Annotated in this window: 22 protein-coding genes; 4 read left to right on the top strand and 18 right to left on the bottom strand. The window is 71.5% G+C overall.

The window, feature by feature from the left end; translation table 11 throughout:
* Nucleotides 1–54 precede the first annotated feature (54 nt).
* The 5 genes from ACG83_RS31445 to ACG83_RS31425 all read right to left on the bottom strand — a co-directional run bounded on the left by ACG83_RS31445 (nucleotide 55) and on the right by ACG83_RS31425 (nucleotide 5,257).
* Entirely contained in the window at nucleotides 55–1,758 is a 1,704-nt protein-coding gene (locus ACG83_RS31445) for a class I adenylate-forming enzyme family protein (RefSeq protein ID WP_054569877.1), read from the bottom strand.
* A gap of 173 nt (nucleotides 1,759–1,931) precedes the next feature.
* A complete protein-coding gene (locus tag ACG83_RS31440; RefSeq protein ID WP_054569876.1) occupies nucleotides 1,932–2,795 on the bottom strand; it encodes a TIGR03620 family F420-dependent LLM class oxidoreductase in 864 nt (287 codons plus the stop codon).
* A gap of 79 nt (nucleotides 2,796–2,874) precedes the next feature.
* The gene (locus ACG83_RS31435) at nucleotides 2,875–3,705 is read right to left on the bottom strand and encodes an SDR family NAD(P)-dependent oxidoreductase (protein ID WP_054569875.1); all 831 of its coding nucleotides are present in this window, start codon (nucleotides 3,703–3,705) and stop codon (nucleotides 2,875–2,877) included.
* 356 nt (nucleotides 3,706–4,061) lie between these two features.
* Nucleotides 4,062–4,901: an SDR family oxidoreductase gene (locus tag ACG83_RS31430; protein WP_054569874.1), complete on the bottom strand. Its 840-nt coding sequence runs from the start codon at nucleotides 4,899–4,901 to the stop codon at nucleotides 4,062–4,064.
* 11 nt (nucleotides 4,902–4,912) lie between these two features.
* On the bottom strand, nucleotides 4,913–5,257 hold the full coding sequence (locus tag ACG83_RS31425) for a hypothetical protein (protein ID WP_054569873.1): 345 nt from the start codon (nucleotides 5,255–5,257) through the stop codon (nucleotides 4,913–4,915).
* A 222-nt stretch (nucleotides 5,258–5,479) separates the two neighbouring features.
* On the opposite strand from ACG83_RS31425, the gene ACG83_RS31420 reads away from it, so the two are divergent.
* Nucleotides 5,480–6,472 carry a ferritin-like protein gene (locus tag ACG83_RS31420; protein ID WP_054569872.1) on the top strand — a complete coding sequence of 331 codons (993 nt, stop codon included), beginning with the start codon at nucleotides 5,480–5,482 and terminating at the stop codon, nucleotides 6,470–6,472.
* Nucleotides 6,473–6,648: 176 nt separating this feature from the next.
* Here the strand turns inward: ACG83_RS31420 and ACG83_RS31415 are convergent, their stop codons facing one another.
* From ACG83_RS31415 to ACG83_RS31380, 7 genes are all read right to left on the bottom strand, one after another.
* Entirely contained in the window at nucleotides 6,649–7,914 is a 1,266-nt protein-coding gene (locus ACG83_RS31415) for a M20 family metallopeptidase (protein WP_083473742.1), read from the bottom strand.
* Nucleotides 7,871–8,677, bottom strand: coding sequence for a TetR/AcrR family transcriptional regulator (locus tag ACG83_RS31410; RefSeq protein ID WP_083473741.1), 807 nt, complete (start codon nucleotides 8,675–8,677; stop codon nucleotides 7,871–7,873). The genes ACG83_RS31415 and ACG83_RS31410 overlap by 44 nt, the downstream gene beginning before the upstream one ends.
* A complete protein-coding gene (locus tag ACG83_RS31405) occupies nucleotides 8,674–9,726 on the bottom strand; it encodes an ABC transporter ATP-binding protein (protein WP_054569870.1) in 1,053 nt (350 codons plus the stop codon). Before ACG83_RS31405 ends, ACG83_RS31410 begins: the two co-directional genes overlap by 4 nt.
* Nucleotides 9,723–10,745 (bottom strand): ABC transporter ATP-binding protein, encoded by a 1,023-nt coding sequence (locus tag ACG83_RS31400; protein WP_054569869.1) that lies wholly within the window; start codon nucleotides 10,743–10,745, stop codon nucleotides 9,723–9,725. The genes ACG83_RS31405 and ACG83_RS31400 overlap by 4 nt, the downstream gene beginning before the upstream one ends.
* Nucleotides 10,745–12,310, bottom strand: coding sequence for an ABC transporter substrate-binding protein (locus ACG83_RS31395; RefSeq protein ID WP_131831135.1), 1,566 nt, complete (start codon nucleotides 12,308–12,310; stop codon nucleotides 10,745–10,747). The genes ACG83_RS31400 and ACG83_RS31395 overlap by 1 nt, the downstream gene beginning before the upstream one ends.
* 82 nt (nucleotides 12,311–12,392) lie before the next feature.
* A complete protein-coding gene (locus ACG83_RS31385; RefSeq protein ID WP_054569866.1) occupies nucleotides 12,393–13,226 on the bottom strand; it encodes an ABC transporter permease in 834 nt (277 codons plus the stop codon).
* A complete protein-coding gene (locus ACG83_RS31380) occupies nucleotides 13,223–14,167 on the bottom strand; it encodes an ABC transporter permease (RefSeq protein WP_054569865.1) in 945 nt (314 codons plus the stop codon). The genes ACG83_RS31385 and ACG83_RS31380 overlap by 4 nt, the downstream gene beginning before the upstream one ends.
* A 194-nt stretch (nucleotides 14,168–14,361) precedes the next feature.
* Between ACG83_RS31380 and ACG83_RS31375 the strand changes: the two genes are divergently transcribed.
* Nucleotides 14,362–15,774, top strand: a complete 1,413-nt coding sequence (locus ACG83_RS31375) for an L-serine ammonia-lyase (protein WP_054569864.1) — start codon at nucleotides 14,362–14,364, stop codon at nucleotides 15,772–15,774.
* A gap of 52 nt (nucleotides 15,775–15,826) precedes the next feature.
* Nucleotides 15,827–16,207 (top strand): glycine cleavage system protein GcvH, encoded by a 381-nt coding sequence (gcvH, locus tag ACG83_RS31370; RefSeq protein WP_054569863.1) that lies wholly within the window; start codon nucleotides 15,827–15,829, stop codon nucleotides 16,205–16,207.
* A 62-nt stretch (nucleotides 16,208–16,269) separates the two neighbouring features.
* Here gcvH and ACG83_RS31365 read toward each other — a convergent pair whose 3' ends face one another.
* The 3 genes from ACG83_RS31365 to ACG83_RS31355 form a co-directional block, all read right to left on the bottom strand.
* Nucleotides 16,270–17,400: a hypothetical protein gene (locus ACG83_RS31365; RefSeq protein ID WP_235498309.1), complete on the bottom strand. Its 1,131-nt coding sequence runs from the start codon at nucleotides 17,398–17,400 to the stop codon at nucleotides 16,270–16,272.
* Nucleotides 17,397–18,548, bottom strand: coding sequence for a CaiB/BaiF CoA-transferase family protein (locus ACG83_RS31360; RefSeq protein WP_083473740.1), 1,152 nt, complete (start codon nucleotides 18,546–18,548; stop codon nucleotides 17,397–17,399). The genes ACG83_RS31365 and ACG83_RS31360 overlap by 4 nt, the downstream gene beginning before the upstream one ends.
* Nucleotides 18,549–18,866: 318 nt before the next feature.
* On the bottom strand, nucleotides 18,867–19,493 hold the full coding sequence (locus tag ACG83_RS31355; protein ID WP_083749610.1) for a TetR/AcrR family transcriptional regulator: 627 nt from the start codon (nucleotides 19,491–19,493) through the stop codon (nucleotides 18,867–18,869).
* A 220-nt stretch (nucleotides 19,494–19,713) separates the two neighbouring features.
* Between ACG83_RS31355 and ACG83_RS31350 the strand changes: the two genes are divergently transcribed.
* Nucleotides 19,714–21,873, top strand: a complete 2,160-nt coding sequence (locus ACG83_RS31350) for an acyl-CoA dehydrogenase (RefSeq protein ID WP_054569861.1) — start codon at nucleotides 19,714–19,716, stop codon at nucleotides 21,871–21,873.
* Between the two features lie 75 nt (nucleotides 21,874–21,948).
* On the opposite strand, the gene ACG83_RS31345 is transcribed toward ACG83_RS31350, so the two are convergent.
* The 3 genes from ACG83_RS31345 to ACG83_RS31335 form a co-directional block, all read right to left on the bottom strand.
* Nucleotides 21,949–22,590, bottom strand: a complete 642-nt coding sequence (locus ACG83_RS31345; protein ID WP_054569860.1) for a hypothetical protein — start codon at nucleotides 22,588–22,590, stop codon at nucleotides 21,949–21,951.
* Between the two features lie 132 nt (nucleotides 22,591–22,722).
* Entirely contained in the window at nucleotides 22,723–24,357 is a 1,635-nt protein-coding gene (locus ACG83_RS31340; protein WP_083473738.1) for a class I adenylate-forming enzyme family protein, read from the bottom strand.
* A 253-nt stretch (nucleotides 24,358–24,610) separates the two neighbouring features.
* Nucleotides 24,611–25,720 (bottom strand): ABC transporter substrate-binding protein, encoded by a 1,110-nt coding sequence (locus ACG83_RS31335; protein ID WP_054569858.1) that lies wholly within the window; start codon nucleotides 25,718–25,720, stop codon nucleotides 24,611–24,613.
* Nucleotides 25,721–25,759: the final 39 nt, after the last annotated feature.

Genomic DNA, 25,759 nt, shown 5'->3' with positions numbered 1-25,759 from the left:
TGCGCCGTTGAGCGGTCCGCCGGGCCAGGCCGGCCGGCCTGGCCCGGCCCGGCGTCAGGCGTTGCCGGCCAGGGGCGAGTAGGTGGTCCGGATGGCGCGCTTGAGCAGCTTGCCGGTGTCACTGCGGGGCAGCGGCTCCGCGGACAGCCACACGTGGGCCGGGACCTTGTGCGCGGCGAGGAGCGTGCCGACATGCGCGCGCAGGTCCTCGGTGGTGGTCGGGGAGCCGGCCGCGACATGGACGACCGCGGCGACCTCCTCGCCGAGGGTCGGGTGCCCCACCGCGAAGACGGTCGCCTCCAGCACGGCCGGGTGCTCCATCAGCGCGGCCTCGACCTCGAGCGTCGAGATGTTCTCGCCGCCCCGGATGACGATGTCCTTCAGCCGGTCGACGATGTAGAGGAAGCCCTCGTCGTCGAAGCGTCCGAGGTCACCGCTGCGCAGCCAGCCGTCCTCGAACGGCACCGCGGCCAGCTCGGCCCGGCTCCAGTAGCCGGCGCAGACGTTCGGACCCCGGACCCAGATCTCCCCGGAGTCCCCCGGTGCGGCGTCCGAGCCGTCGTCACCGACGATGCGCACCTCGGCCACGGGGACGGGCGCACCGACGCTCGCGGGCCGGTTCTGGTAGTCGGAGCCGTTGATCGAGGTGGTGAGCGCCGAGGTCTCGGTCAGGCCGTAGCCCGTTGCCGCGATCACGGTGGGGAACCGCTCGCGGATGCGGCGTGAGAGCGCCGGCGGCGAGGCGGCGCCCCCGCCGCCGAACCTCTGCAGGGCGCTGAGGTCGCGGCGGTCGACCGACGGCGCGTTGAGGAGGTCCCACAGCATCGTCGGCACACCGGAGAACGAGGTCACCCGCTCGCGCTCCATGAGATCGAGGGCGACCTCCGCGTCCCACCGGCGGATGAGGACGAGGGTCCCGCCGAAGGCGGCGGTGCTGACCAGAGTCGCGTGGCAGCCGGTGGCGTGGAACAGGGGCACCGACAGCATCTGGACGGTCGGCCCCGAGGGAGCTGCCGACGGTGTCGCGTCGCGCTGCATGGTGCGGGCGCCGACGAACATCATGTTCATGAGGTTCGCGCAGGCGTTGCGGTGGGTCCCGGCGACGCCCTTGGGGTTGGCGGTGCTGCCGGACGTGTAGAAGAGCGTGGCGAGGTCGTCGGGCTCGACGTCGACGTCGACGGGGCCGTGCTCCCGCTCGGTGAGCGCCGCGAACGGCAGGATTCCCGCGGGCAGGTCGGCGGTGCCCTTGCGGTCGTCGAGCCGGGTACCGATGACCGTGCGCCCGTCGAGCGCGCCGGGGACGGTCGCGAGCCGCTCAATCCGCTCACCGTCGGCGATGACGACCGTGGCGCCGGAGTCGTCGAGGGTGTAGGCGAGTTCGGCGCCGTTGCCGAACGAGTTCAATGCCACGGCGACGGCGCCGATCCTGGTCGCGGCGAAGAACGCGATCGACCATTCCGGGATGTTGCGCATCGCGATCGCCACCCGGTCGCCCTTGCGGACGCCGAGCTCGTCGACGAGTGAGGCGGCGAGGGCCTCGACGAGCTGGAGGTGGCGAACGTGGGAGATTCGTTCCTCGCCGAGGACGATGAAGTCCCGCGAGCCGCCGGCCGCCGCTCCCTGAGCCAGGACGGCACCGAGGTTCCGGGGAGCGTTCTTCCAGGTCCGGGTCGGCACGCCGCGTATCTCGACGGTCTCCCACTCGAAGAACTGCCCCGGTGCGCAGAGTGCCTCGTGAATTTCCTGGTTGCTGAGCAACGGCGGTGACCTCTCAGGTTGTACCGGTGGCTCTGAGTGCTCATCGGATAATTTATCCAATCATCCAGCGCGCTCGGGGGTAGACGCAACAGTCCCGGGCGCCCGGGCACGGCCGGCGGTGACGACAGCGCCCGGTGAGCGGGGGAGCTGGGAACGGCAGACGTCCAGCCCGGCTAAAGCAGGGCCGCGGCGAGCCTGCGCCACTCCTCACGGGGGAAGGCGGTCTGGTCCGCGGTGAGCACCTGGAGGGTGACGTGGTCCGCGCCCGCGGCCCGGTGCTCCTCCACCCTGCGCCTGACCGCCGCCTCGTCCCCCCAGGCGATCATCGCGTCGAACACCCGGCCGTCCGCGGCTGCCACCTCGTCGGGCTCGAATCCCAGCCGGATCAGGCTGTTGGCGTAGTTCGGGAGGGAGAGGTAGCCGCGCAGCCACCCGCCCGCGATCGCCTGGGCCTCCTCCTTGCCGGAGCACAGGACGACGGTCTGCTCGGGCAGCACGAGCGGACCGTCGCCCACCGCCTCCCGCGCGATCCGGGTGTGCTCCGGCGTGACCAGGTAGGGATGGACACCGCGGGCCCGCCTGGACGCGAGCTCCAGCATGCGGGGGCCGAGCGCGGCGAGGACCCGGCTGTCCTGGGGGACGGGCTGCTCCGCGGCGTCGAGGCCGTCGAGGTAGGTCTTCATCGCGGTCAGCGGCCGCTGGTATCTGCCGGGCTCCGCCGCGGAGTCCACGGCGATCGCGTGGCTCACCCCGATGCCGAGCAGCAGCCGGTCGTCGTGTTTCGCCGCCAGCGCCGCATACGACGCGGCCGCCTGCTCCGCCGGGCAGTACCAGAGGTTGAGGACGCCGGTCGCCACGACGGTGGAGCGAGTGGCGGCGAGCAGCCGCTCGGCGGCCTCGAACGTGTCGCCGCCCATGTCCGGGATCCACAGCGCGCTGAAGCCGAGCTCCTCGAGCTCGGCCGCCGCCTCGGCGGCTTCGCCGGGGTCGCTGTAGCGCAGCTGCTGGCTCCACACGCCGACGCCAGAGAGGTCCATGCTCTGCCTTCCGGAGAGATCGCGCTCCCGCCGTGCGCCGCCATCCGGCGCCGCCGGCGGAACCGCCTGAGAAAACGAGTCAGCCGGCGGCGCGGGGCGCGCCGTTCCCGGCGGAGCGGATCGCCCGCTCCATTCCGGCAATCATGTCGGGATAGCGCCCGGTCCGCGCGCCCCCGTCGACGCTGTACAGGGAGCCGGAGACGAAGGACGCCTGCTCCGAGGCGAGGAAGTAGATGACGTTCGCGATCTCCTCAGGTTCCGCGAACCGCCCGAGGGGGGCGTTGTCGACGAACTCGTCGACCAGGCCGGGCAGGTGCCACACACCACCGGTGAGCCCGGTGCGGACCAGGCCCGGGGCGACCGCGTTCACCCGGATTCCGTGCCGGCCCAGCTCCAGCGCGGCGACCTCGGTCAGCGCCACGGCGCCCGCCTTGGCCGCGCAGTAGGCCGCCACACCGCGGCCGGGCTGCACCGCGTTGAGGCTCGCGACCGTGACGATCGACCCTCCTCGCCCGGCCTCCCGCAGTGCCCGCCCGCCGTGCTTGAGGGTCAGGAACGCCCCGTGCAGGCTCAGGTCGACGATCCGCCGCCACTCGCCGAAATCGTGGTCGGCGACCTCGCCGAGGGTGCCGCCACCGGCGTTGGCGACCACGACGTCGAGGCCGCCGAACCTGGCCGCGGCCAGCGCGACCAGTGCGGCCACGTCGTCCTCGACGGTCACGTCGCACCGGGCGGCCGCGAAGGCGTCGGGGCCGAGCTCGGCGCTCAGGGCCGCCAGGCCCGGCTCGTCGATGTCACCGCCGACGACTTTCCCGCCTTCGGCGACGAACCGCCTGGTGACGGCCCTTCCGATGCCGTTGGCGGCCCCGGTGACGACACCGACCCACCCGGAGCGTGCGCCGCCCGTCATCGGCCCTCGACTCGCCGTAAGGGACGGCTGTGCCGGTTCCCGCTGTGAACAGCTCGCGTCATCTGACGGTCCTCCTGGAAGCGTGGGGCGTCGCAGGTCTCCAGTTCGAGCCCGCGGCCCGCCGGATTCGGAGCCGGATCGGGTGACGGAACCGGCGATGGTCCTGGCCCATGCCGGCGGACGCCCGAGTCGGTGGACGCCCGTGCCGGTGGGCGCGGGGCGATCACGAACGGCGAGACAGTTTTCGTCCGACGTTGTACAGCGACACAGTACGACAGATCTGTCTCGCCGGAGACCCGCGACTTCCGTGACTGTCTCGCCTGATACCGCCGCCGCGACTGATACCGCCGCCGCGCCTATCGGAGTGGCTGACGAGCCCAGCTCTCACTGAGGTGCATCGCGACCGAACCACCGTCCACCAGGAGGTCCGTTCCGGTGATGAACGTCGACTGGGGGCCGAGGAGGAACGACACCGCGTCGGCCACGTCGTCCGGTGTGCCGATCCGTCCCGCGGGGGCCGCGTCGGTGACGGAGCGCAGCGCGTCCCCCCAGGGCCCGTCCAGTTCGAGGCGCCCCATCGGCGTCGAGATCACACCGGGGCTCACCGAATTGACGCGGGCCCTGCGCCGCCCCCAGGGCGGAGCCGCCGCCCGCACGCGCAGCATCGCCCCCAGCTTGGCCAGGCTGTAGGCGCCGGTCGGTTCCGTGACCACCTGGCTCGACAGGAACGGGAGCTCCAGCAGCTCGCAGGCGGGTGTGATGGCGAGCGCGCGCTCCTGGTCGGCGGGCAGCCGCGGCGCGAAGTGCCCGGCGGTGCTGGAGATGACCACGCCGGCTCCGCCGGGCGCGATGACACGTGCGAACTCGTCGAGGAAGTGCGCGACACCGAGCAGATCCACCCGGATGATCGCGTCCGGCCCCGCCTGCGCCATCGAAAGACCGGCCGTGTGGACGGCGTGTGTGACGGGACCCAGACCGGCGGCGACGTCCGCCAGTGCGGCGACGGACTCTCCCTCGGACACGTCCACGGGCCGGGTGACGACCTCGTGCCCCTCATCCCGCAGCGCGCCGGCGACCGTCGTGAGTGTGTCGTCGTTGGCGTCGGCGAGTAACAGGGTCCGGGATCCACCGAACCGGCGGGCGATCGCCGCGCCCATGCCGCCCACACCGAGGACGACCACCACGTCCTTGCTCATCACTGCCTCCGTCATCTCAACAGCGGCGGCCGGGGTCTACGGGACCGCGCCCCGCGGATCCCCGGCGCCTTCGCCGACAGTCTGGCTGGTTCCTGTTCGAGGAGACCCGGCCCCGGGCCGTGGCCGGCGCCCCGCGCCATCTTGGCGAAGCTGGGCGTTTCACGTTTTCCGTCGTGATCGCGGGCGCGAGTGCGCAGTGTCGTCGAGGTATCCGACGGTCCCGGCCCCTCCTGGACGTTGGGCGTCGGGCAGTTGCGGTCACAGCGGACGTCGACCAGGAACGGGCGGTCGGTGGTCGCGAAGGCGCGCGTGTACGCGGCCGCGAGCTCGTCGGGGTGCTCGACCAAGTCGATCATGCGGTGGCCGTGCGAAGAGGAAAGCGGCGGTCCCGCGTCGCGACGCGGGTGGCGATCGGACCGGGCGGGTCGGCAAGGTGACAGTGGTGTTCCTTGCCTGCCGTGTCGAGCCGTCCAACGATGCGGGCAGGTCAGGGCCGCAGGATGTTTCGGCCGCCTGCCCGAACCCGGACGTCTCCATCGTCACCGTCACGCCGGTGGCTATCTGGACAGGGAGTTCTCGTGTCATACAGAAGGACGATCCGTGAGACCGTCGAAAACGGCATCAGTGATCTCTTCGAGCTCCAGGCCTCGCTGCTCACCGCGATCCAGCTGGAGTTCTCCACCATTCCGCCGTATCTGTGTGCACAGTGGTCGGTCCGGGATCCCGATCCGAGTGAGGTGGAGAAGCGACTGAAGACGGTGGTGACGCAGGAGATGCTGCATTTCGGCTTGGCCTGCAACATGTACACCGCTACCGGAGCATCGCTCAAGGGTGAGATCACCGCGGCGGACTTCGTTCCGAGATACCCGGTCACGGGACTGCCTGGTGGCGTACATCCGGGCCTTGTCGTCGGGCTGGCGCCGCTGGGGACGCAGACGCTGCAGACGTTCATGGCCATCGAGTATCCGGAGGCGGGCCCCGCTGTGCCGCAGCCGGTCACGCCTCCGCCGCCCCCGCCGCCGGCGGCGCCGACCATCGGCCAGTTCTACGACGCGATCGCACGCGGATTCACCGAGGTCTTCCCCGGCGGATCGCTGCCGCAGAACCCGTCCCCGAACCAGGTCAACACCAACGTGGGTGCCGATCAGCTGCTCCCCGTCAACACCGTGGCGGACGCCCTGAACGCCATAAAGGTGATCACCGTGCAGGGTGAGGGCACGGACACGTCGCCCGACGAAAGTGCCCCCGACTCGTCCACCTTCGCTCATTACTACATGTTCGCCGAGGTCTACTACGGCAGAGGTTTGGTCGCGGTGGGGGACGGTTTTCAGTACGCGGGCCCGGTCATCGAAACGCCCGCGGTATACACGTTTTCCAGCGGAGGGTCGGATGGATCCGGCCAGCAGGATTTCGCCGGATCCTTCACGGACCTGATGATCGACCTGGAGTCGTGCTGGACGACGAAGGATTCCTCCATAGGCGACGCCATCAGTCAGATGAGCGACCTGAGGACCAGGGGTGTGGACCTGATCAGGGCCGGAATTACCCCTCCGTTCACCCTGACCTGCTGATGTCTGCCGCGGGCCGCCTCGCGGGAGGTCCTCGCCTCCCGAGGCTCTGCCCGGACCGCGGCGCCACCGGCCCCTGCAGAGCCGTGCCGGTGGCACCGCGGGCGTGAGAGAGACAGGTGCCCTCGGGATGGTGCGTCTGTAGCCGGAAGGCCTGTAACTGACTACGCGGTGTTGCTTCAGCGAGCGGGGCTGATCCTGCGCTCGCGGCGCAACAGCCGGTCCCGGATGTCATCCGTGCCAGCGGCGTCGATGGCGGTCCAGGCGAGCGCGGTCGCCGCGTGGATGGCTGTGGCGTCCGCGTCGGCGGTGGCACAGGAGCGGGTGAAGTCGGAGTGGTGGGGGAATCCGATGGCATTGGCGATGCCGACACCTGGATGGATCGCGGGCAGGGCGAGCGAGACGTTCGCCATGTCGGTCGATCCGCCGGCACCGATCCGCACGTCGGAGGGGACCTCGATCGCCTGGCGGCCGAGTGCGGTGACGTTGCGGCCGTAGAGCCGGCTGAGATCGGCGTCGGCCTCCATGTGCGAGTAGGTCTTCGATGTGGGGCGGACCTCCATCTCGCATCCGGTCGCCAGGGCACCGGCCTCGAAGCACCGCCGGACCTTCTTCTCCAGCTCGTGGGCCCGCTCGAGGGTCCAGGAGCGGACGAAGTAGCTCAGTACCGTCCGCTCCGGAATGATGTTCGGTGCTTCGCCGCCGTAGGTGACGATGCCGTGCACCAGGTCACCGGCCGGAAGCTGCTGACGCAGCACACCGATCGCGGTCTGGGCGATGGTCGCCGCGTCGAGCGCGTTGATGCCGAGGTGCGGTGCGCCTGCGGCGTGCGACGCCCTGCCGCGGTACTCCACCTCGAACTGCACCGACGCCAGCACGGTGTTCGTCATGTCGACGATGTCGAAGTCGCCGGGGGCCGGGTGCGTCATCATCGCCGCGTGGACGTCGTCGAACACTCCGGCGTCCAGCATGATGATCTTTCCTCCGCCGCCCTCCTCCGCCGGAGTGCCGATCACCCTGACGGTGATGTCGAGGTCGTCGGCCACGGCGGCCAGCCCCAGCCCGGCGCCGACGCTGGAGGCGCAGATGACGTTGTGGCCGCAGGCGTGCCCGATCGCGGGCAGCGCGTCGTACTCCGCGCAGATCCCGAGCACGAGCGGGCCGGTCCCGTAGCTGGCCACGAACGCGGTCTCCAGGTCGGCGGCCTCGCGTTCGATGCTGAAGCCGTTTCGCTCCAGCAGGTCGGTGGCCCAGCCAGCCGCCTTGCGTTCGGCGAACCTGGTCTCGGGGTTGGCGTGCAGGTCGTGGCTGAGGGTCAACAGCGCGGTGTCGGCGGCGTGGATCGCGGCCCGGGCCGCGGATTTGGGCAGGGTCAGGATGGTGTCGGGTTCGGTGCCGGAGTCAGGCGTCGTCGCCGGGCTGGGGGGAGTGGTCAGGTCGGTCATGGTGAGCCTCCGTGGGCTGCGCCGGTGGGGGCGGGGCCGCGGTGTTCGTGCCGCGGGGGGCGCTTGCCCCGGCGGTCCGGGGCCGGCCGCGCCTGCGCGTGGGTGTGATCCCATGCAGCACCAGGTCGACCATCTGGTCGATGTCGCGCAGGTCCCGGATCCGCCCGGCGTAGTAGGTCTGGTATGCCGGCACGCCGGCGAGGATGTCGAGGATCAGCTCGAGGTCCGCGTTGGGCGGCAGGTCGCCGCGGCGGACCGCGCGTTCGAGGATGGTGCGCCCCATCTCGCGGCGCGGCTTGACGAATCGTTCGCGCAGCTGTTGGAGGGCGTCCTTGCTGTCGGCGGCGAGCTGCTGCATCACCTGACCGGCGATGCCGATCTGGTTGCGGAAGTTCACCGAGCTGAACTCGATGAGATCCTGCCTGGTGTCGCCGGTATCCGGGATCCCGCCCCACTCGAGCCAGCGGTCCATGATCAACTCGACCGCGAGATATGCCCGTGACGGCCACCAGCGGTAGACGGTTGCCTTGCCGACACCCGCCCGGGCGGCGATCTCCTCGATCGTGACCGCCGTGTAGCCACGCTCCCGCACGAGCGCCTCCGTCGCGTCGAGGATCGCCTGATGGGCGGCGGCGTTGCGGTTGCGGCCACGACGGGGCTGGGACGGGTCGGGCGATCCATCGGCAACGGTCACGGGCGCTATTTTCCTGGTCGTGGGCCCGGCGGCGGCACCACGATCGGCCGAGCTCACAACCTTGGTCATGCACTGTGGCTTCCGTCCGACCCATCCGACCCGTCCGCGAGCAACGGGAAGTGGCAGGCCACCTGGTGGTCGGGGCCGACGGGACGCGGCGTCGGGCGCTCGGAGACACAGCGGTCGACGGCGATGGGGCAGCGCGTGTGCAGCGGGCAGCCGGCCGGTGGGTCCAGGGGCGAGGGCAGGTCTCCGGCCAGGGCGGGGGCCTGTTCCGGGTCGACGGCCGGGTCCGGCACCGGAACCGCGTCCAGCAGGGCTCGGGTGTACGGGTGCGCCGGGGCGTTGTACACCGCGTCGACCTGGCCGATCTCGACGATCGTCCCGAGGTACATCACGGCGACCCGGTCGACGACGGCGCGTACCACGGCGAGGTCGTGCGCGACGAACAGCAGGGCGAGCCCGCGTTCGGCGCGCAGCCGGGCGAGCAGGGAGAGCACCTGAGCCTGGATCGAGACGTCGAGCGAGGCGACCGGTTCGTCGCAGACGAGCAGGTCGGGTTCGAGCGCCAGCGCGCGGGCGATCGAGACCCGCTGGCACTGGCCGCCGGACAGCTCGTGCGGATGGCGATCCCCGACGAGCTCCGGGTCGAGGCCGACGTCGCGCAGGAGCGTGGCGGCGCGGGCCGCGCGTTCCTGCCTGGGCCGGTCGCCCCGGATGTCGAGGCCTTCGACGACGATGTCGCGCACGCGGCGGCGCGGGTTGAGCGCGGCGATCGGATCCTGGAAGATCATCTGCAGTCGCGGCCGGCGCGGGCGCAGCTGCTTCTCGTCGAGGTCGCACAGGTCCTCGCCGTCGTAGACGACCCGGCCGGCGGTGGGGCGGGGCAGCTGGAGGATGGCCCGGCCGGTGGTCGACTTCCCGCATCCGGACTCGCCGACGAGGCCGAGCGACTCGCCGCGGAGCACGTCGAAGCTCACGTCGGACACGGCATGGACCGTTCCGCCGCGGACCCGATAGCGCGCCACCAGGTGTTCCACCCGGAGCAGGGGGTCCGGGCGCAGCTGCTCCGCCGTCGCGGGGGCGGCCGAGGCCAGCACACCGGTGCCGGGGGTCATCGGGCCACCGCCGTGAGCGCCCCGACCGGGTGCCGACAGGCATAGGAGTGGGTCGCGTCGAGACCCTGGCGGCGCGGCGGTGGGCCCTGCTCGCAGTCCGCGGCGACCGACGGGCAGCGCGGCGCGAAGCGGCAGCCCGCCGGTGGATGGACCAGGTCCGGCGGGGTGCCGGCGATCGCGCGCAGGGCCGCCCCGCGCGGGCTGTCCAGACGCGGGGCGGCGGCGAGCAGGGCCTCGCTGTAGGGGTGCCGGCGGGCCGCGAACAGCGTTGCGGTGCCGGCCTCCTCGGCGATCCGGCCGCCGTAAAGCACCACGACACGGTCTGTGCGGCCGGCCACCACGCCGAGGTCGTGACTGACGAGGACCAGCGCGAGGCCGCGCTCCCGCTGGAGCTCGGCGAGCAGGTCGAGGATCTGCTTCTGCACGGTGACGTCGAGAGCCGTCGTCGCCTCGTCGGCGATGAGCAGTTCGGGGTCGCAGGCGAGTGCCATCGCGATGACGACTCGCTGGCGCATCCCGCCGGACAGCTCGTGCGGGTACTGGCGCAGCCGCCGCCGCGGCTCCGGGATGCGGACCTGGTCAAGCAGTTCGACGGCGTGTTCGTCGGCCTGCCTGCGGCGCAGCCCTTTCCAGGCGCGCATCGCCTCGGTGAGCTGCCGCCCGATGGTGAGAACCGGGTTGAGCGATGTGGCCGGGTCCTGGAACACCATCGCGATCCGGCGGCCCCAGTACTGGCGGGCCGCCTGCGGGGGCAGCCCGTTGAGATCGACGCCGTCGAACGTGACGGTCCCGGTCACGGTGGCTCGCGGCGGGACGATGCCCATGATCGACCGGACCAGCATCGACTTGCCCGATCCGGACTCACCGACCAGGCCCAGTGTCTGCCGTGGGGCCAGGGTCAACGAGACGTCGTCGAGGGCGCGCAGCGGGCCCCGGGGGGTCGGGATGTCCACGGTCAGTCCCGCCACCCGCAGGAGCGGCTGCGCTTCCGGCACCGTCGGTTGCGCTGCCGGCGCCATCAGTTGTCCGTCCGGCCGAGGATGTCCACCCGCATCGTGCCTTCGTTGAAGAACTCGATGCCGCCCACCTGACCGGTGTGGATCGCCCCGACTTCGGACTGCTGGTAGAACCAGAACGGCACCTCGGTTTTCATGAGCTTCTCGACCTCGGCGATCGCGGCGACCCGGTCCGGCCCGTCGGGTGTGGCGCGGGCCTTGTCGAGCGCGGCGTCCATCTCCGGGCTGCCGTAGTTGCCGTAGTTGTCGGAGCGGCCGGAATGCAGCCGGTTGTAGAGCACCGGCTCGGGGTCGTCATAGCGAATCGTCAGGAAGCTGAGGTCGTAGTCCTTGTTGAACAGGAGGTTGACCTGGTAGCTGGCCAGGTCGACGGTCTTCAGGCCCACCTTGATGTTGCGCAGCCCGCTCAGCGCCGCCTGGATGTACTCGCCCAGCGCACGGGCCTGCGGCGTCGACGGAAGGAGCAGGTCGAACTCCAGCGGCCTACCGTCCGCCGCCAGTTCGTCGAGCAGTTTCTGCGCCTTCGCCGTGTCACCGTCGTCGGTGGCCATGCCCTCGACATAGAACGTCGAGCCCCTGCGGAACGGGTCGCCGCTGGGCAGTCCCTTTCCGTCGTACACGACCTTGTCGAGCCGGTCGCGGGAGAGGGCGGCCGCCACGGCCTGGCGGGCCCGGACGTCGTCGAAGGGAGCGCGCCCGGAGTTGAACAGCAGCACCTCGCCGCCGTTGAGCTCGTGCAGGTCGACCGCCGTGCCCTGGCCCTGCGCCCTGGTGATGGTCTCGGCGGTCTGCGTCAGCATCAGGTCGGTCTCGCCCGCGACGAACGAGTTGTAGCGCTGCTGCTCGTCCGTGTTGACGACAAAAGTCAGCTCGTCGAGATTCGGGAGTGGGGCATTCCAGTAGGTGAGGTTGCGCTTCAGAGTGAGATGGTCGTCGCGAACCCATTCGGAGACCACGAACGGCCCGGCGCCGACGGGGTGCTCGGAGAACTCGGTGAGCCCCTTCTTCAGCGCGGTCGGTGAGGCGATATAGGGAACGCTGCGGGCGATCAGCTTGTCGAAGTGCGCGTTCGGCGCCGGCAGCGTGATCCGCAGGGTGAGGGAGTCGACGACGGTGAACGTGTCGCCCCTGAGCGTGGCGCTCTGCAGGGAGGCGTTCTCCGCGACCGAATGCTGCTCCCAGGTGTACTTCACCGCCTCGGCGTCGAACGGTGTGCCGTCACTGAACTTCACGCCGTCGCGGAGCTTCAGCGTCCAGGTCAGGTTGTCCTCGGTGGTGGCGCTGGTCGCGATGCCCGGCTGCACCTTGTCGGTCTTCGGATCGAGCCGCAGCAGCACGTCGTAGATCGCCGCGAGCCGGTTGCCGTCGACGGCGCCCTGCGGGCTCCCGGCGAAGGGATCGAGCCCGCGGGCCTCGGTGACCAGCGACACGGTCATGGCGCCACCCCGGGTGGGCGTGGCCGATGACGATCCGCTGCCGGACGATGACGACCCGCCGGAGTCGGAGCCGGCGCAGGCGGTGAGGGACACCAGGGCGGCCGCAAGGACAGCGGCGACGCGACGTTTCACGAAGATCCTCTCAGTGGGATGGTTCGCCCGCGGGCCGGCGGCCGTCGGCGGGGAGTGCACGTGGTGACGGCGGGCACCGGCGTCAGACCTTCGACGCGCGCACGTCGAGGCGGGAGTTGAGGCGGTTCGCCACCGTGTTGAGGGCCAGCACGGTGAGGAACATGGCTGCACACGGGACGAACACGTACGCGGGATGATCGGCCAGATCGTCCTTGCCGGCGGCGATCATTCCGCCCCAGCTGGGGTTCGGCGGCGGGATGCCGAGCCCGAGGAAGCTCAGCGAGCCCTCCGCCACGATGAGCCCCGCGATGCCCACGAAGGCGAACGAGATCATCGGCTGCACGATGTTGGGGACCAGCTCCCGCAGGACGATGCGCCGACCGCTCGCCCCCATCGCCCGCGCGGCCAGCACGTACTCCCGCCCGGTCGCGCTCGCGACGTTCGCCTTGGCGAGTCTCGCGCCGGGCGGGACGGCGAGCAGGGCGAGCCCGCAGGCCAGTGTCCACAGCGTCGGTGACACGACGCTGGCCAGCGCCAGCAGCATGATCAGGGGCGGGAACGCGAGCAGGGTGTTGAAAAGGACATCCGTGACCGCCTCGAACCAGCCCCGCAGGTAGCCGGCGAGCACCCCGAGCAGCCCTCCGACCAGCAGCCCGACCGCGGCGGCGCCGACGCTCACCACCAGGGAGGAGCGGGCCCCGTACAGGAGCCTGGCCAGCACGTCTCTGCCCAGGCCGTCTGTTCCCAGCGGGTGCGACCAGTCGGAGAACACCGGGACGCCTGGATCGCCGACCAGTTTGTCGAAGTCGTCGAGGGGCAGCAGCCCGGCGGTGACGGCGCCGAGCACCAGAACCACCAGCCACCCGATCGCAAGCCCCGTGCCAGCACCCTTCGCCCATCCGCGCCGGCCGCTCATGCCGTCCGTACCCGGGGGTCGATCGCGGCGTTGACCAGGTCCACCAGCGCGTTGATGACGACGTAGCTGAGCGCCACCACGACGACAACGGCCTGGATCACCGGCAGGTCCTTGCCGTAGATCGCCTGGGTCGCGAGATTGCCCAGCCCTGGCAGCGCGAACAGCGACTCGATGATCACGGTGCCGCCGATCAGCCGCCCGGCCGCGAGCCCCGTCAGCGTGACCAGTGACGGCGATGCGGGCCGCAGCGCGTGCCGGAAGAGCACGTAGGGCCGGGAGAAGCCTTTCGTCCGGGCGGTGAGGATGAAGTCCTCCCGCAGCACGGCGAGCACGTCGGCGCGCAGGATCCGCGCGAGCACCGGTATCTCGACGACGGCGAGCGCGATGACCGGGAGCACCAGATGCCGCAGGTTCTCGACCGGGTCCTCGTGTAGCGGCACCCAGCCGGCGACGGGGAACACGTGAGCGCGGACCGCCAGCAGGTACGCCAGCACCAGCGCGACCGCGAACGAGGGCGTGGACAGCATCGCCGACGTCAGCACGGACATCACGCGGTCCGCGAGTCCGCCGGCCCGGGCCGCGGCGGCAAGGCCGAGTGGGATGGCCACCGCGAGCGAGACCAGCAGCGCCAGCGCCGCGATCTCGAAGGTCACGGGCAGCCGGTCGGCGATGAGGTCCGTGACCGGTTGCCGCTTGGTGATCGAGCTGCCCAGGTCACCGGTCAACGCGTGGCCCAGCCAGGACAGGTACCGCTGGGGAAGCGGCTGGTCGAATCCGTAGCGGCTGTCGAACGCGGTGACGGTCTCGGGTGAGGCGTCCGGGCCGAGGATCGCCCGCCCCGGGGAGCCCGGCATCAGGTCGACGAGTGCGGTCGCCGCCAACGTCACCAGGAGAAGCACGGGCAGGAGCTGAGCGATTCGGTGCGCCAGAGCGCGAGTCATAGGCCATCCAGAACGGAGGTAGCGGCGTGTCGGTGCATCGCATGGGACACCGGGCTCGTTGGCAGTGTCAAGACGATACGTTTCGTTTTACACAGTGTTTTCCCAGCGTAGCAGCCATGATCAAACAGTGATATGACATTTTTCTGCCTGAGAAGGGTTGCCCTGGTGAAGGTGGGCGGGTCAGACTCGGCGCCATGCCACCCCGAACCGCGCTGGGCTCGCCCAGCGTTCTCGACCTGTTCTCGATCGGCCTCGGCCCGTCGAGCTCCCACACCGTCGGCCCGATGCGGGCGGCTCGCCGCTTCGCCGAGGCGTGCGGTGCGGCGATCGCCGCGGTGGCCCGGGTCGAGGTGACGCTCTACGGCTCGCTCGCACTCACCGGCGCGGGCCACGGCACCGACGCCGCCGTCCTGGCCGGGCTCGCGGGCCTTCTCCCCGAGACTGCGGAGCCGGACGAGGTGCCGGCGATCACCACCGCCGTGCGCGTCAGCGGCCGACTGCGGCTGCTCGACGCGCACGAGGTGGCGTTCGACGTCGACCGTGACCTGCTCCGGCAGCCCGAGCCACTCCCGCGGCACCCGAACGGGCTGCGGTTCGTGGCGTGGAACGCCGGCGGCGGACGGCTTCGCGACGAGACGTACTACTCGGTCGGCGGCGGCGCGGTGGAGGCCGACTCGTCGAGTGAACGCGATGGCGCGGGCGTGCCCGACGCCACCGCGGGCGTCTACGCCTACTCGTCCGCCCGCGAGCTGCTCGACCTCTGCGAGCGACACGAGCTGCGGATCAGTGACGTGGTGCTGGTGAACGAGGCCGCCCGGCACGGCGCGGCGACGCTGCGCCGCGAGCTGCTGGACCGCTGGCGGGCGATGGCCGAGAGCATCGAACGGGGCTGGCGCGCCGACGGGCAGCTGCCCGGCGGCCTTCGGGTCCGCCGGCGCGCCCGGGAGATGCACGACGCGCTGGTCGCGGCCATCAACGGGAACGGTTCGGGCCGGGTCGACGCGCTGCACTCGCTCGACTGGGCGACCGCCGCGGCCCTCGCCGTCAACGAGGAGAACGCGGCCGGCGGGCGGATCGTCACCGCTCCCACGAACGGCGCGGCCGGCATCGTGCCCGCGGTGCTCTACTACTACCGCCGGTTCGTCGCACCCGACGACGCGGCCGCGGACGCCGGAACCATCCGCTTCCTGCTGGCCGCCGGGGCGTTCGGGCTCGTCATCCGGCGCGCGGCGTCACTGTCCGGGGCCGAGGTCGGCTGCCAGGGCGAGATCGGGTCGGCCTGCGCCATGGCGGCCGCCGGGCTGTGCGAGGTGCTCGGCGGAACACCCGCGCAGGTGGAGAACGCCGCCGAGATCGGGATGGAGCACAACCTCGGCCTGACCTGCGACCCGGTCGGCGGGCTGGTGCAGGTCCCCTGCATCGAGCGCAACGCGATCGGCACCACCAAGGCCATCGCCGCCGCCCGGTTGGCGCTGGCCGGCAACGGGCGCCACCGGGTGTCGTTCGACCAGGTCGTCGCGACGATGCGGGCGACCGGGCTCGACATGAAGGCCGAGTACCGGGAGACGTCGCGCGGCGGCCTGTCCGTGGCGCTCGCCGAATGCTGACCCGGCGAACGCCGACCTGGCGAATGCCGGCCTGGCGAAGGAAGGAATCCTGATGACCATCCCGAGCCATCTGCGCTACACCGAAGAGCACGAGTGGCTGGAGATCGACGGTGATCTGGCCAGGGTCGGGATCACCGCCTACGCGGCGGACGCGCTCGGCGACGTCGTCTTCGTGGACCTGCCCGAGATCGGCGCCGCGCTGGCCGCCGGTGAGCCGTGCGGCGAGGTGGAGTCGACGAAGTCGGTGAGTGATCTGTGCGCGCCGGGAGACGGCGAGGTGATCGAGCGCAACGAGGCCGCCCTCGGCGATCCGGCCCTGCTCAACAGCGACCCGTTCGGCTCAGGCTGGCTGTTCCGGATGCGGCTCACCCGCCTTCCGGACCTTCTCGACGCGGACGGCTACACGGTGCTGACGGGGGCGCCGCCGGCCTGAGGATCTGGTGTCGAGGCCGCCGGTGGGAGCGTTGATCCGCTACCGCCGGCGGCCTCGGTGCGTTACTTGCGGCGCTCGTCGAGTTCGCCCATCCGCGGCCGTGGGAGCAGGACCTCGTCCGGCCCCGCCCGTGCCGCGGTTTCGTCGCGCGGGAAAACGAGCCCGGTGGGCAGATCGTCGCCGCGGAAGAGGGTCTCGGTCACCCCGCCGGCCAGGGTGTCCACGGCCAGGATCACCGCCGCGGCCGTCCAGGAGCTGCGTTCCTCGGGCCAGTTGACGCCGGCCTCGAACTGCCAGCCGGTCCAGTAGCTGCCGTCGGCGTGGCGCAGGTGCCCGATGTCGCGCACCAGCTGGACGGCGGCGTCGGTCTCCCCGACCAGGTGCAGGGCGATGGCCAGCTCGCAGGTCTCGGCACCGGTCACCCACGGCTGGTCGTCGACGCAGCGGGCACCCAGCCCGGCGACGACGAAGTCGTCCCAGCGTGACCGCAGCCGGGCCCGCCCCTCGGCGCCGCGGAGGACGCCGCCGATCACCGGGTAGTACAGGTCCATCGACCAGCGGTCCCGGCGGCCGAACAGCTCCGGACGAGCGCGCAGCGCGTGCCGCAGCATCCCGGCCCCGAGCTCCCACTCGGACCGCGGCTCACCGACGAGGTCGGCCAGGGCGAGGCCGCATCTCAGGCTGTGCAGCGTGCTCGAGCACCCGGTGAGCAGTGCCTCGGTGTGCGGGCTGCCGTCGGCCGCGCGGGCCCACCACACCTGCCCGTCCGGCTGCTGCAGGTCCAGGACGAAGTCGAGCGCGGCCCGCACCACCGGCCACACGCGGGCCGCGTGCTCGCGGTCGCCGGTGACGAGCCAGTGGTGCCAGGCGGCGGCGACGTACGCGCACTGGTTGCTGTCCGCTCCCGCGTCCTCGATGACACCGGCCACTGTGCGCATCGGCCAGGAGCCGTCCGGGCGCTGGCTGCGTGCCAGCCACTCCCACCCCGCGGCGGCGGCGTCGGACCGCCCCGCCAGCTGCAGGGCCATCACGCACTCGAGATGGTCCCAGGCATCGGTGTGGTCGCCGGGGGACCAGGGAATCGCCCCGTCGGGTTCCTGCATCGCCGCGATGGCGTCGGCCGTCTCGATGATCGCCGCGGGGGTGAGGAGCGTCGGCGTGCCGTCGGATGGCAGGGCGTATGTGTGGCTCACGGTGTCTGTTGCCGCCAGTCGGCCAGGACGTCCTCGATCGGCGTGCCCGTGGGCGGCGGGCCGACCGGCGCGGCGGTCGGGGTGCGGGTGAAGCGCGGTGCGGGGGCGGCCTGTTCCACTCCGTCGACCGTCACGATCGTCTGTCGTTCCGCCATGTGCGGATGGGTCGACACCTCGCCGAACGCGAGAACCGGCGTCACGCAGGCGTCCGTGCCGGCGAACACCTCGGCCCACGCGTCGCGCGGGCGGGTGGCGAAGATCCCGGCGAGGCGAGCGCTCACGACAGGCCACCCGGCCCGGTCGTACTGGCCCGGCAGCTCCTCGGCGGTGAGCCCGACGCCGGCGAGCAGCTGGGCGTAGAACTGCGGCTCGATCGCGCCGACCGCGACGTAGCGCCCGTCCCCGCAGACATAGGTGCGGTAGAACGGCGCGGCCCCGTCGAGGATGTTCGACGACCGCTCGTCCGACCAGACCCCCATGGCCCGATGCGCCCAGGCCATCTGCCCGAGCACGCTGGCGCCGTCCACCATCGCGGCGTCCACGACCTGCCCGCGCCCGGAGACCGCCTGCTCCCACAGGGCCGCCAGCACTCCGGCGACCAGGAACATCGAGCCTCCGCCGAAGTCCGCGGCGAGATTGAGCGGCGGGACGGGCGGGGCGTCCGCGGGGCCGATCGCGTGCAGGAGCCCGGTCAGCGACAGGTAGTTGATGTCGTGGCCGGCCCGCTGGGACAGCGGCCCGCTCTGCCCCCACCCGGTCATCCGTGCGTAGACCAGCCGCGGATTGCGGGCGAGACAGTCGTCCGGGCCCAGCCCCAGTCGCTCGGTCGTGCCGGGGCGGAACCCCTCGATCAGCACATGCGCGTGTTCCACCAGCCCCAACACGGCTTCCCGCCCGGCGGGGTCCTTGAGGTCCGCGCCGATCCAGCGACGGTTGCGCAGCATCAGATCGTTCATGCCGGTCGCCCCGGGACGCTGGACGCGCACGACGTCCGCGCCCAGGTCGGCGAGCAGCATGGCGGCGTGCGGACCGGGCCCGATGCCGGCCAGCTCGACGACGCGCAGGCGCGTGAGCGGGCCGCCACGGCGAGGCGTGGGTGGAACAGGCTCGACCTCCGTGGTCGCACCGCCGAGCGTGCTATCGGTCATTCCTGTCTCCGAACGTGCTCTTGACGAGTGGAACCGGCCTGGCGGGCACCCGGGCGCGTTGAGTCCTGTGCCGGTTCGGGGAGTGCGGCTACTTCCCGCCGCGGAGCCGCCCGGCGCCGCGCGCATCAGGTGCGAGCGCGTGCACCGACGAGACCTCCGGCCGGAAGCGGCCGGCGAACCAGGGCGAAGTCCGACGATGTGTGCTCGGCGGCACGCTAAGGCCGCCGCAAGCGCGGAGTCAAGAGTTCCGGACGAGAGTCGTCCGGATCAATTCGGGGCTCGGGAGCCCGGAGCCCGGAGTCCGGAGTCCGGCCGCGATCAGCTGATCGCGGCGCGGGCGTGGACCCCCGCCAGGACCAGATCCACGACCTCCGCCGCGTAGGCGTCCCGCCGGGCGTGCCAGACGTCGGTCTTGTCCGACGGCAGGAGGAGGAAGTTGTGGATGATGGTCCCGCGGACCGCGTCGACGATCATTTCGGGGCGGGTGCCCTTCGGGAGCTCGCCCCGCTCGATCGCGCGGTTCACCCCCTCCCGGACCAGCGCGCGGCTGCGCCGCCTGCCCGGGTCGATGTCCGGGAAGGCGACGTCTCCCGTGTACAGCTTGGTGTCCAGGAGGAGTCGGATCTCCGCAATCCCCGCGGGCTGGTCCAGGCGGTCGAGCAGGGCCAGGGCCAGCGTGAGGAGGTCGCCGCGGATGCTGCCCGTGTCCGGAAGCTCGACGAGGTCCGGCTGCGTCGCCGCGAAGGCGCTGGAGAGGATCTCCATCTTGGAGGACCAGCGACGGTAGATGGCGGCCTTGCCGACGCCGGCACGGACCGCGATCGCGTCGAAGGTGAAGCCTGACCAACCCACCTCGGCGTAGATCTGGATCGCCGCGCCGGTGACCTTCTCCTCGATGGTCGGATCCACGGGGCGCCCGATGCGGCGCCTGGGAGGGGTGGACATCACCCCACCATCCCACAGCCCCACATGATCCGTTGATCACGTGGGTGTCCGGCGCTGGTTCATGATCCGGCGGCGGCGGCGGCGGCGGCGGTGGTGGCCATGGCCGGGTGCGGGTCCCGGGTTGTCTTGACGCCGACTGGGCGGTCGAATACCTTGCGCCTATTACAGAACAAGTTCGTCCGAAATGTCACCTGTGCTGCGCGGCGGAGGGGAAGGCGTCATGGCGATCGCCATCAGCGACGAGCACCAGGAGATCGCGCGTACGACGCGGGCCTACCTGGAGAGCCACGGGGCGCGTGCCGCGGGCCGGGAACTGCTGAACGCGCCGCCCACAGCGGTGCCGGACTTCTGGAAGGGGCTCGCCGAGCTCGGCCTGCTCGGCCTGCACCTTCCGGAGGAGTTCGGCGGTGGCGGGGCGGGGCTGCCGGAGCTTGTCGCGGTGGTCGAGGAACTCGGCCGGGCCGTCGCCCCCGGCCCTGCGCTGCCGACGCTGGCGGTCTCCGCGGTCATCGCGGCCAAGGGCAGCCCGGACCTGCGCGCCCGGCTGCTGCCCGCCCTCGCCGGTGGCGAGACGGTGGCGGCGATCGGTCTCGGCGGGACGCTGACGGGTGGCGGCGACGTGCTTACCGGCGATGCCGGTGCCGTGCTCGGCGGTGGCCTGGCCGAAATCCTGCTGGTTGCCGTCGGTGACGACCTGGTCGTGCTCTCGGCCGCGGCGCCGGGAGTCATGGTCGAGGTGCCGGCGTCGAACCTCGACCGTTCCCGCCCGTCGGCCCGGGTGCGCCTCGACAATGTGCCGGTCGCCGCTGACGCCGTCCTCGCCGGGGCCCGCCCCTTCGCGGAGGCGGTCGTCCGCACGCTGGTCGCCGCCGAGGCGGTCGGCGGTGCCCATGAGTGCGTGACGGCCGCGACCGAGTACGCGAAGGTCCGTGAGCAGTTCGGCCGCACGATCGGCACCTTCCAGGCGGTCAAGCACCACCTGGCGAACATGCTGGTCGCGGCCGAGCTCGGTACCGCGGCGACGTGGGACGCGGCGCGGGCCGCCGCGGGACCCCAGGACGAGTTCGTGCTGGCGGCGGCGGTCGCGGCAGCGCTTGCCCTGCCGGCCTTCGTCACCAACGCGGAGCGCAACATCCAGCTGCATGGTGGGATCGGCTTCACCTGGGAGCACGACGCCCACCTGCTGCAGCGGCGCGCCGTGGTCCTCAGGGCACTGTTCTCCCCGATCGAGGCGGCGGCCGACGTCACCCGGCTGAGCGTGGCCGGTGTGACGCGCGAGACGGCCCTCGACCTGCCGCCCGAGGTCGAGGCCGAGCGACCGGCTGTCCGGCGGCTCGCGGCGGAGATCGCCGCGCTGCCCGCGGCCGAGCAGCGCCAGCGCCTCATCGAGACCGGCTACGTCCAGCCGCACTGGCCGAAGCCGTGGGGGATCGAGGCCCCCGCCGGCCTGCAGCTGGTGATCGAGGAGGAGTTCCGGGCCGCCGGCGTCGCGCGGGTGAACCTGTCGATCACCGGCTGGGTCATCCTCACCCTGATCCAGCACGGCACCCCCGACCAGGTCGACCGGTGGGTCCGGCCCGCGCTGGCCGGGGACGAGATCTGGTGCCAGCTGTTCAGCGAGCCGGCCGCCGGCTCCGACGCCGCCGCCGTGCGGACCTCGGCGGTGCGGACCGACGGGGGCTGGGTGGTCAACGGCCAGAAGGTCTGGACCTCCGATGCACACCGGGCGCGCTGGGGCCTGGCCACGGTGCGCACCGAGCGCGGGGTCGGCAAGCACAACGGCATCACCACCCTGGTGATCGACATGGCCGCCCCCGGAGTGGAGATCCGCCCGCTGCGCCAGAGCACCGGCGACAGCATGTTCAACGAGGTCTTCTTCACCGATGTCTTCGTCCCGGACGCCGACGTCGTCGGGGTGCCGGGAGCGGGCTGGACGGTCGCCCGCGCGACTCTCGGCAACGAGCGGGTCAGCCTCGGTGGCAGCGTCGACATGATGGGATCGGTCGACTACCTCGACCTGTACCGGGCACACGGTCACCGGCTGCCCGGCGCCGAGTCCCGGATCGGCGCGCACCTGGCTGAGAACCTCGCACTGCGCCAGCTGAACCTGCGCCGCGCCGAGCGGGCGGTCGCCGGTGGCGGCCCAGGACCGGAGGGCAATGTCACCAAGCTGGTCGTCGCCGAGCACGCGCAGCGCACCGCGACCCTGGCCGCCGACCTCGTCGGTGAGCAGACCGCGTTCAGTGACGAGCTCGGCGGCGTCGGATGGCGCCAGCTGATCTCCCGCGCGGCGACGATCGCGGGCGGCACCTCGGAGATCGCCCGCAACCAGATCGCGGAACGCATTCTCGGCCTGCCGCGTGATCCGCTGGCGATCTGAACCGTTCCCGCTGACCGGCGCACGCCGCGGCCCCGCGTGCGACCTGACCTGACCTGGACGGGCGGTCGCCGGTCGTCATTCCGGTTCGTCGTAGTCGTGCAGGGGCGGCGGGCCGGCCATGGGTGGGCGTGGCTCGGTCGGCCGATCGGCGATCTCGTCTCGCAGCTGGGTGAGGCTCGCGAGTTCGGCGTACATCCGGCGCAGCACGTAGTCGCCGACGGCGCGGGAGTGACGCAGCCGCGTCACTTCGTCCAGATGAACCTCGCGGGCTCGCCGCCGGCCCCACTGCAGCTCGTCGATCGCGGCCCGGGTTCGCGCCAGGTGCTGGTCTAGCAGCCGCACGATCTGGTCCGGCTCGCCCTCCGCACCCAGCCACACCCGCAGCAGGACGGAATCCTTGACGACGACGGGCTCGTCGTCGGGCAGGTCGTCCAGCCAGCCGCGCAGCACCGCCCGGCCCGCTGGGGTGATCTCGTGGACGACGGTGTGCCGGGCCCGCGGCGCCGGCACCATCTCGGCGGTGACGAGTGCCAGCTCACCGAGGCGAGCCAGCTCCTTGCGGATATGGCTGACCGCCGGCGCCCAGTAGAAGAACCGCAGGCTGAAGTCCGCGCGGGTCTTGAGCTCGACCGCGGACAACGGCACGTCTGCGACTGCCAACAGCCCGAGCACCGCGTAGCTGGTCGGCGGCAGTCCGGCCGCGTCCCGTCGGGGCACTGCTGCACTCCCTTTCCCACGGCGTCACATCGATGCCGCGCCAGGCTGTCATACGCCGGCCGGTGAGCGACGAGCCCGTCCTTCGTCGGTTCGATGGACGGCAGCTCCGGAACCCGGCTGGATGCTGCCGGGTCAAGGGTGTGGAAGATCGGCGTCCTCGGCGAAACGGTCCTCGAGATCGCGCTTGATTACCTTGCCGGACGCATTGTGGGGCAGGGCGTCAACGATGCGTATCCGGGCGGGGACCTTGAAGGCGGCCAGCGTGGCCGCGACCCAGTCGCGTACTTCCGCCGGGTCGAGGATGCTCCCATCGTGGGGGACCAGGACAGCCAGCACCTCCTGGCCGAGCTGGTGGTGTGGCACCCCGATCACCGCGGCCTCGGCGATGCCCGGATGCTCGATCAGCCGGTTCTCGATCTCGATCGGGTAGATGTTCTCGCCGCCACGGATGATCAGGTCGCGCAGGCGGCTCTCCAGGTACACCATGCCGTCCACGATCCGGCCGTAGTCCCCACTGCGATACCAGCCATCGGCGTCGAGGACCGCCGCCGTGGCCTCCTCGTCGTTCCAGTAACCGAGGAAGACGCTGGGGTTGCGGAGCCAGATCTCGCCGACGTCGCCATCTGCTGTGAGCTCGGAACCGTCTGCGTCTCGCAACATCAGCTCCGAGGTCGGCGTGGGTACCCCGACGGCGCCGGGATGCGTGACGAGCCGGGTACCGCCGATCGCCGTGCCCACCCCGAAGGTCTCGGTCATCCCGTAGCCGCTGCTGACCCGCACGCCCGGTAGCCGCTCGGCGACGACCCGGGGCAGCTCCGGGGGCATCGGCGCGCCGCCGCAACCGATGCCCCGCAGGGTGACGAGCGTGGCAGGGTCGAGGTCGGGATGCTCCAGCAGGCGGAGAAACTGGGTCGGGACGCCGGTCCACTGGGTGACGCCGTACCGGCGGGTGAGTTCCAGGTGCGCGGCGGGATCCCAGCGGCCGGGCGGAGCGAGTACCAGCGTCATGCCGGATCGCGGCGCAGCGCCGAGCAGCGGGCCGAGCCCGGAGATGTGGAAGAGCGGGCTCGCGAGCACGCTGACGGCGGCCCCGGCGGGCGGCGCGGCATCCCCGCTCACCACCTCGACCGCGCCGCGCAGGCTAGCGTCCAGGCCGAAGTTGACGACCGCGCGGTGACTCAGCACCGCACCCTTGGCGCGGCCGGTGGTCCCGCTGGTGAACAGCACGGCGATCGGCTCGTCCTCACCGATGTCGCAGGCGAACAGGTTCTCGTCCACATCCACGTCCCGGACGGACGACTGCGATCGGTCGAGGGCGTCCGGGACGCTCACGGTGGCCTCGGCGGCCAGCTCGTCGAAGGTCACCACCGGCAGGCCGGCATCCGCCATCCCTGCGAGCCTTTCGATCCGCTCGAGCCGGCGTTCGTCCCCGACCAGCAGCCGGGGACCAGTCAGCACGAGGCCGTGGCGCATTTCGGGCCCGGTCCACCAGCCGTTCAGGCCGACGACGACCCCACCGAGCAGGACGACCGCCCAGATGGTCAGGGCGTGCTCGACGCTGTTCGCGCCGACCAGCGCCACTCGGTCACCGCGCCGGACGCCGTACCGGCCGTGCAACACGGCGGCGACGCGTTCCGCGGCCGCCGCGGCCTCGGCGTAGGTGACCGTGCGGTCGCCCAGGATGAGGTATGGCCGGTCGGCGTGGTCGCGGCCGGCGGCGCGCAGCACCTCCACCACATTGCGCGGCCGGTTCGCGAAAACCGTCATCTCGACACCGCGAACGTTCTCGCGGGCCAGTTCGAATGGCGCACCGGGCCCGACGAGCCCCGGGCGAACTGATTCTGGAACTCGGTGAAGGTCGGGCCACCGAAGCATTTCTGCCCTTCCGATCGACGCCGACGGGCCGGCCGGCATCTGTGCTCGGGCCGGCCGGCGTCTGCTCTCATGAAATCGGCGGTGCGGCCCGGGTTTTACCAGCGGCCCGGGCGCCCCGAACGTCGTCAGTAGTCCTCAGCAGCCGTCAGTAGTCATCGGTCGGCTCGAAGAGCCCGGCGAACTCGAGCTTGCCGTCGCGGACCCGGCCGAAGTGCAGCCAGTCGCCCTTGAACAGCTGGTGGTCGAACGGGCCGCCGGCGATGTGCGTGTTCGGGCCACCGGTGACGGCCGGCATGAAGCGGATCCGTTCGATGCCCTCCTTGACGCCCTCGCCGGTCAGGACGGTGGCACGGTGCAGGGCCTCGACGGTGGTGGCGGCCATGTCGTAGGCGAGGCCGGGAATGGCGTTCGGCCACATCCAGGGATCCTCGCCGTAGCGGGCGACGAACCGCTCGTGGAACCGGTGCATGCGCGGGTTCTCCGGGCACCACTGGTCGATGCCGACCCAGCCTTCCAGCTGCTCGAAGCCCCAGATGTACTGCATGAACGCGGTGGTCATGATTCGCGGCGGATCCCAGTCGATCTTTTCCAGTGCTGCGCGTACCGTCCCGTTCACGACCAGGCCGCCGTAACCGAGCCAGGCCAGCGCATCGGCCCCGGAGTCGCGCAGCAGGGCGAACTTCTCCGCGAGCTCGTCGGTGGTGGTCTTGTTCGTGATCGACTCGACGGCGGCGACCGAGATACCGAGCCGGCGGCACTCCTGATGGAAGAACCGGACGTACTCGGGGCTGATCGGCGACCAGGGCATGACGACCGCCACGCGTCGGTGGCCCTCGCGCTTCAACCAGTTGACCATCAACGCCGGGTCGCCTCCGACGTCACCGTTGCCGAGCCGGAAGCAGTACTCGCCGTGGAACGCGTCGGTTCCGCACATGCTGATGAGCGGGACCTTCCGGGCGTTCGCGTGCTCGGCCAGCGCCATCGCCGAGTCGGTGTAGTTGGCGCCGACCACCGCCAGGCAACCGGCGTCCACCAGCCGGTTGAACGCGTCGATGCCGCCCTTGGCGGTTCCCTGGGGCAGACCCGCGTTGTCCTCGAAGAGGAACTCGTAGCGGCGGTCGAGCAGGCCGCGCTCGATGCCCTCGTCGAAGGCCATCTGGATTTCTCGCTGGAAACGCTGCCATTCCATGCCCAGCCAGCCGATCCTGATCGGCTCGAGGCGTAGCCAGCGGTCCTCGATCGACGTCGTCGTCATCGTCGGTGCTCCGTCCTGTTTGGCGCTGGTTCCCGTTTC

Origin of the sequence: Frankia sp. R43 (genome assembly GCF_001306465.1) — a bacterium.
Taxonomy (GTDB): Bacteria; Actinomycetota; Actinomycetes; order Frankiales; family Frankiaceae; genus Parafrankia; species Parafrankia irregularis.
This window is presented reverse-complemented; position numbering and strand designations above follow the sequence as displayed.

Excerpts from the sequence above, each read along its gene's own strand:
- ACG83_RS31430 (WP_054569874.1), bottom strand. The coding sequence starts at position 4,901 with ATGAGCAAGGACGTGGTGGTCGTCCTCGGTGTGGGCGGCATGGGCGCG.
- ACG83_RS31440 (WP_054569876.1), bottom strand. The coding sequence starts at position 2,795 with ATGGACCTCTCTGGCGTCGGCGTGTGGAGCCAGCAGCTGCGCTACAGC.
- ACG83_RS31350 (WP_054569861.1), top strand. The coding sequence starts at position 19,714 with ATGGCGATCGCCATCAGCGACGAGCACCAGGAGATCGCGCGTACGACG.
- ACG83_RS31335 (WP_054569858.1), bottom strand. The coding sequence starts at position 25,720 with ATGACGACGACGTCGATCGAGGACCGCTGGCTACGCCTCGAGCCGATC.
- ACG83_RS31385 (WP_054569866.1), bottom strand. The coding sequence starts at position 13,226 with ATGAGCGGCCGGCGCGGATGGGCGAAGGGTGCTGGCACGGGGCTTGCG.
- ACG83_RS31380 (WP_054569865.1), bottom strand. The coding sequence starts at position 14,167 with ATGACTCGCGCTCTGGCGCACCGAATCGCTCAGCTCCTGCCCGTGCTT.
- ACG83_RS31400 (WP_054569869.1), bottom strand. The coding sequence starts at position 10,745 with ATGGCGCCGGCAGCGCAACCGACGGTGCCGGAAGCGCAGCCGCTCCTG.
- ACG83_RS31410 (WP_083473741.1), bottom strand. The coding sequence starts at position 8,677 with ATGACCAAGGTTGTGAGCTCGGCCGATCGTGGTGCCGCCGCCGGGCCC.
- ACG83_RS31415 (WP_083473742.1), bottom strand. The coding sequence starts at position 7,914 with ATGACCGACCTGACCACTCCCCCCAGCCCGGCGACGACGCCTGACTCC.
- gcvH (WP_054569863.1), top strand. The coding sequence starts at position 15,827 with ATGACCATCCCGAGCCATCTGCGCTACACCGAAGAGCACGAGTGGCTG.
- ACG83_RS31355 (WP_083749610.1), bottom strand. The coding sequence starts at position 19,493 with ATGTCCACCCCTCCCAGGCGCCGCATCGGGCGCCCCGTGGATCCGACC.
- ACG83_RS31360 (WP_083473740.1), bottom strand. The coding sequence starts at position 18,548 with ATGACCGATAGCACGCTCGGCGGTGCGACCACGGAGGTCGAGCCTGTT.
- ACG83_RS31340 (WP_083473738.1), bottom strand. The coding sequence starts at position 24,357 with ATGACGGTTTTCGCGAACCGGCCGCGCAATGTGGTGGAGGTGCTGCGC.
- ACG83_RS31425 (WP_054569873.1), bottom strand. The coding sequence starts at position 5,257 with ATGATCGACTTGGTCGAGCACCCCGACGAGCTCGCGGCCGCGTACACG.
- ACG83_RS31375 (WP_054569864.1), top strand. The coding sequence starts at position 14,362 with ATGCCACCCCGAACCGCGCTGGGCTCGCCCAGCGTTCTCGACCTGTTC.
- ACG83_RS31405 (WP_054569870.1), bottom strand. The coding sequence starts at position 9,726 with ATGACCCCCGGCACCGGTGTGCTGGCCTCGGCCGCCCCCGCGACGGCG.
- ACG83_RS31435 (WP_054569875.1), bottom strand. The coding sequence starts at position 3,705 with ATGACGGGCGGCGCACGCTCCGGGTGGGTCGGTGTCGTCACCGGGGCC.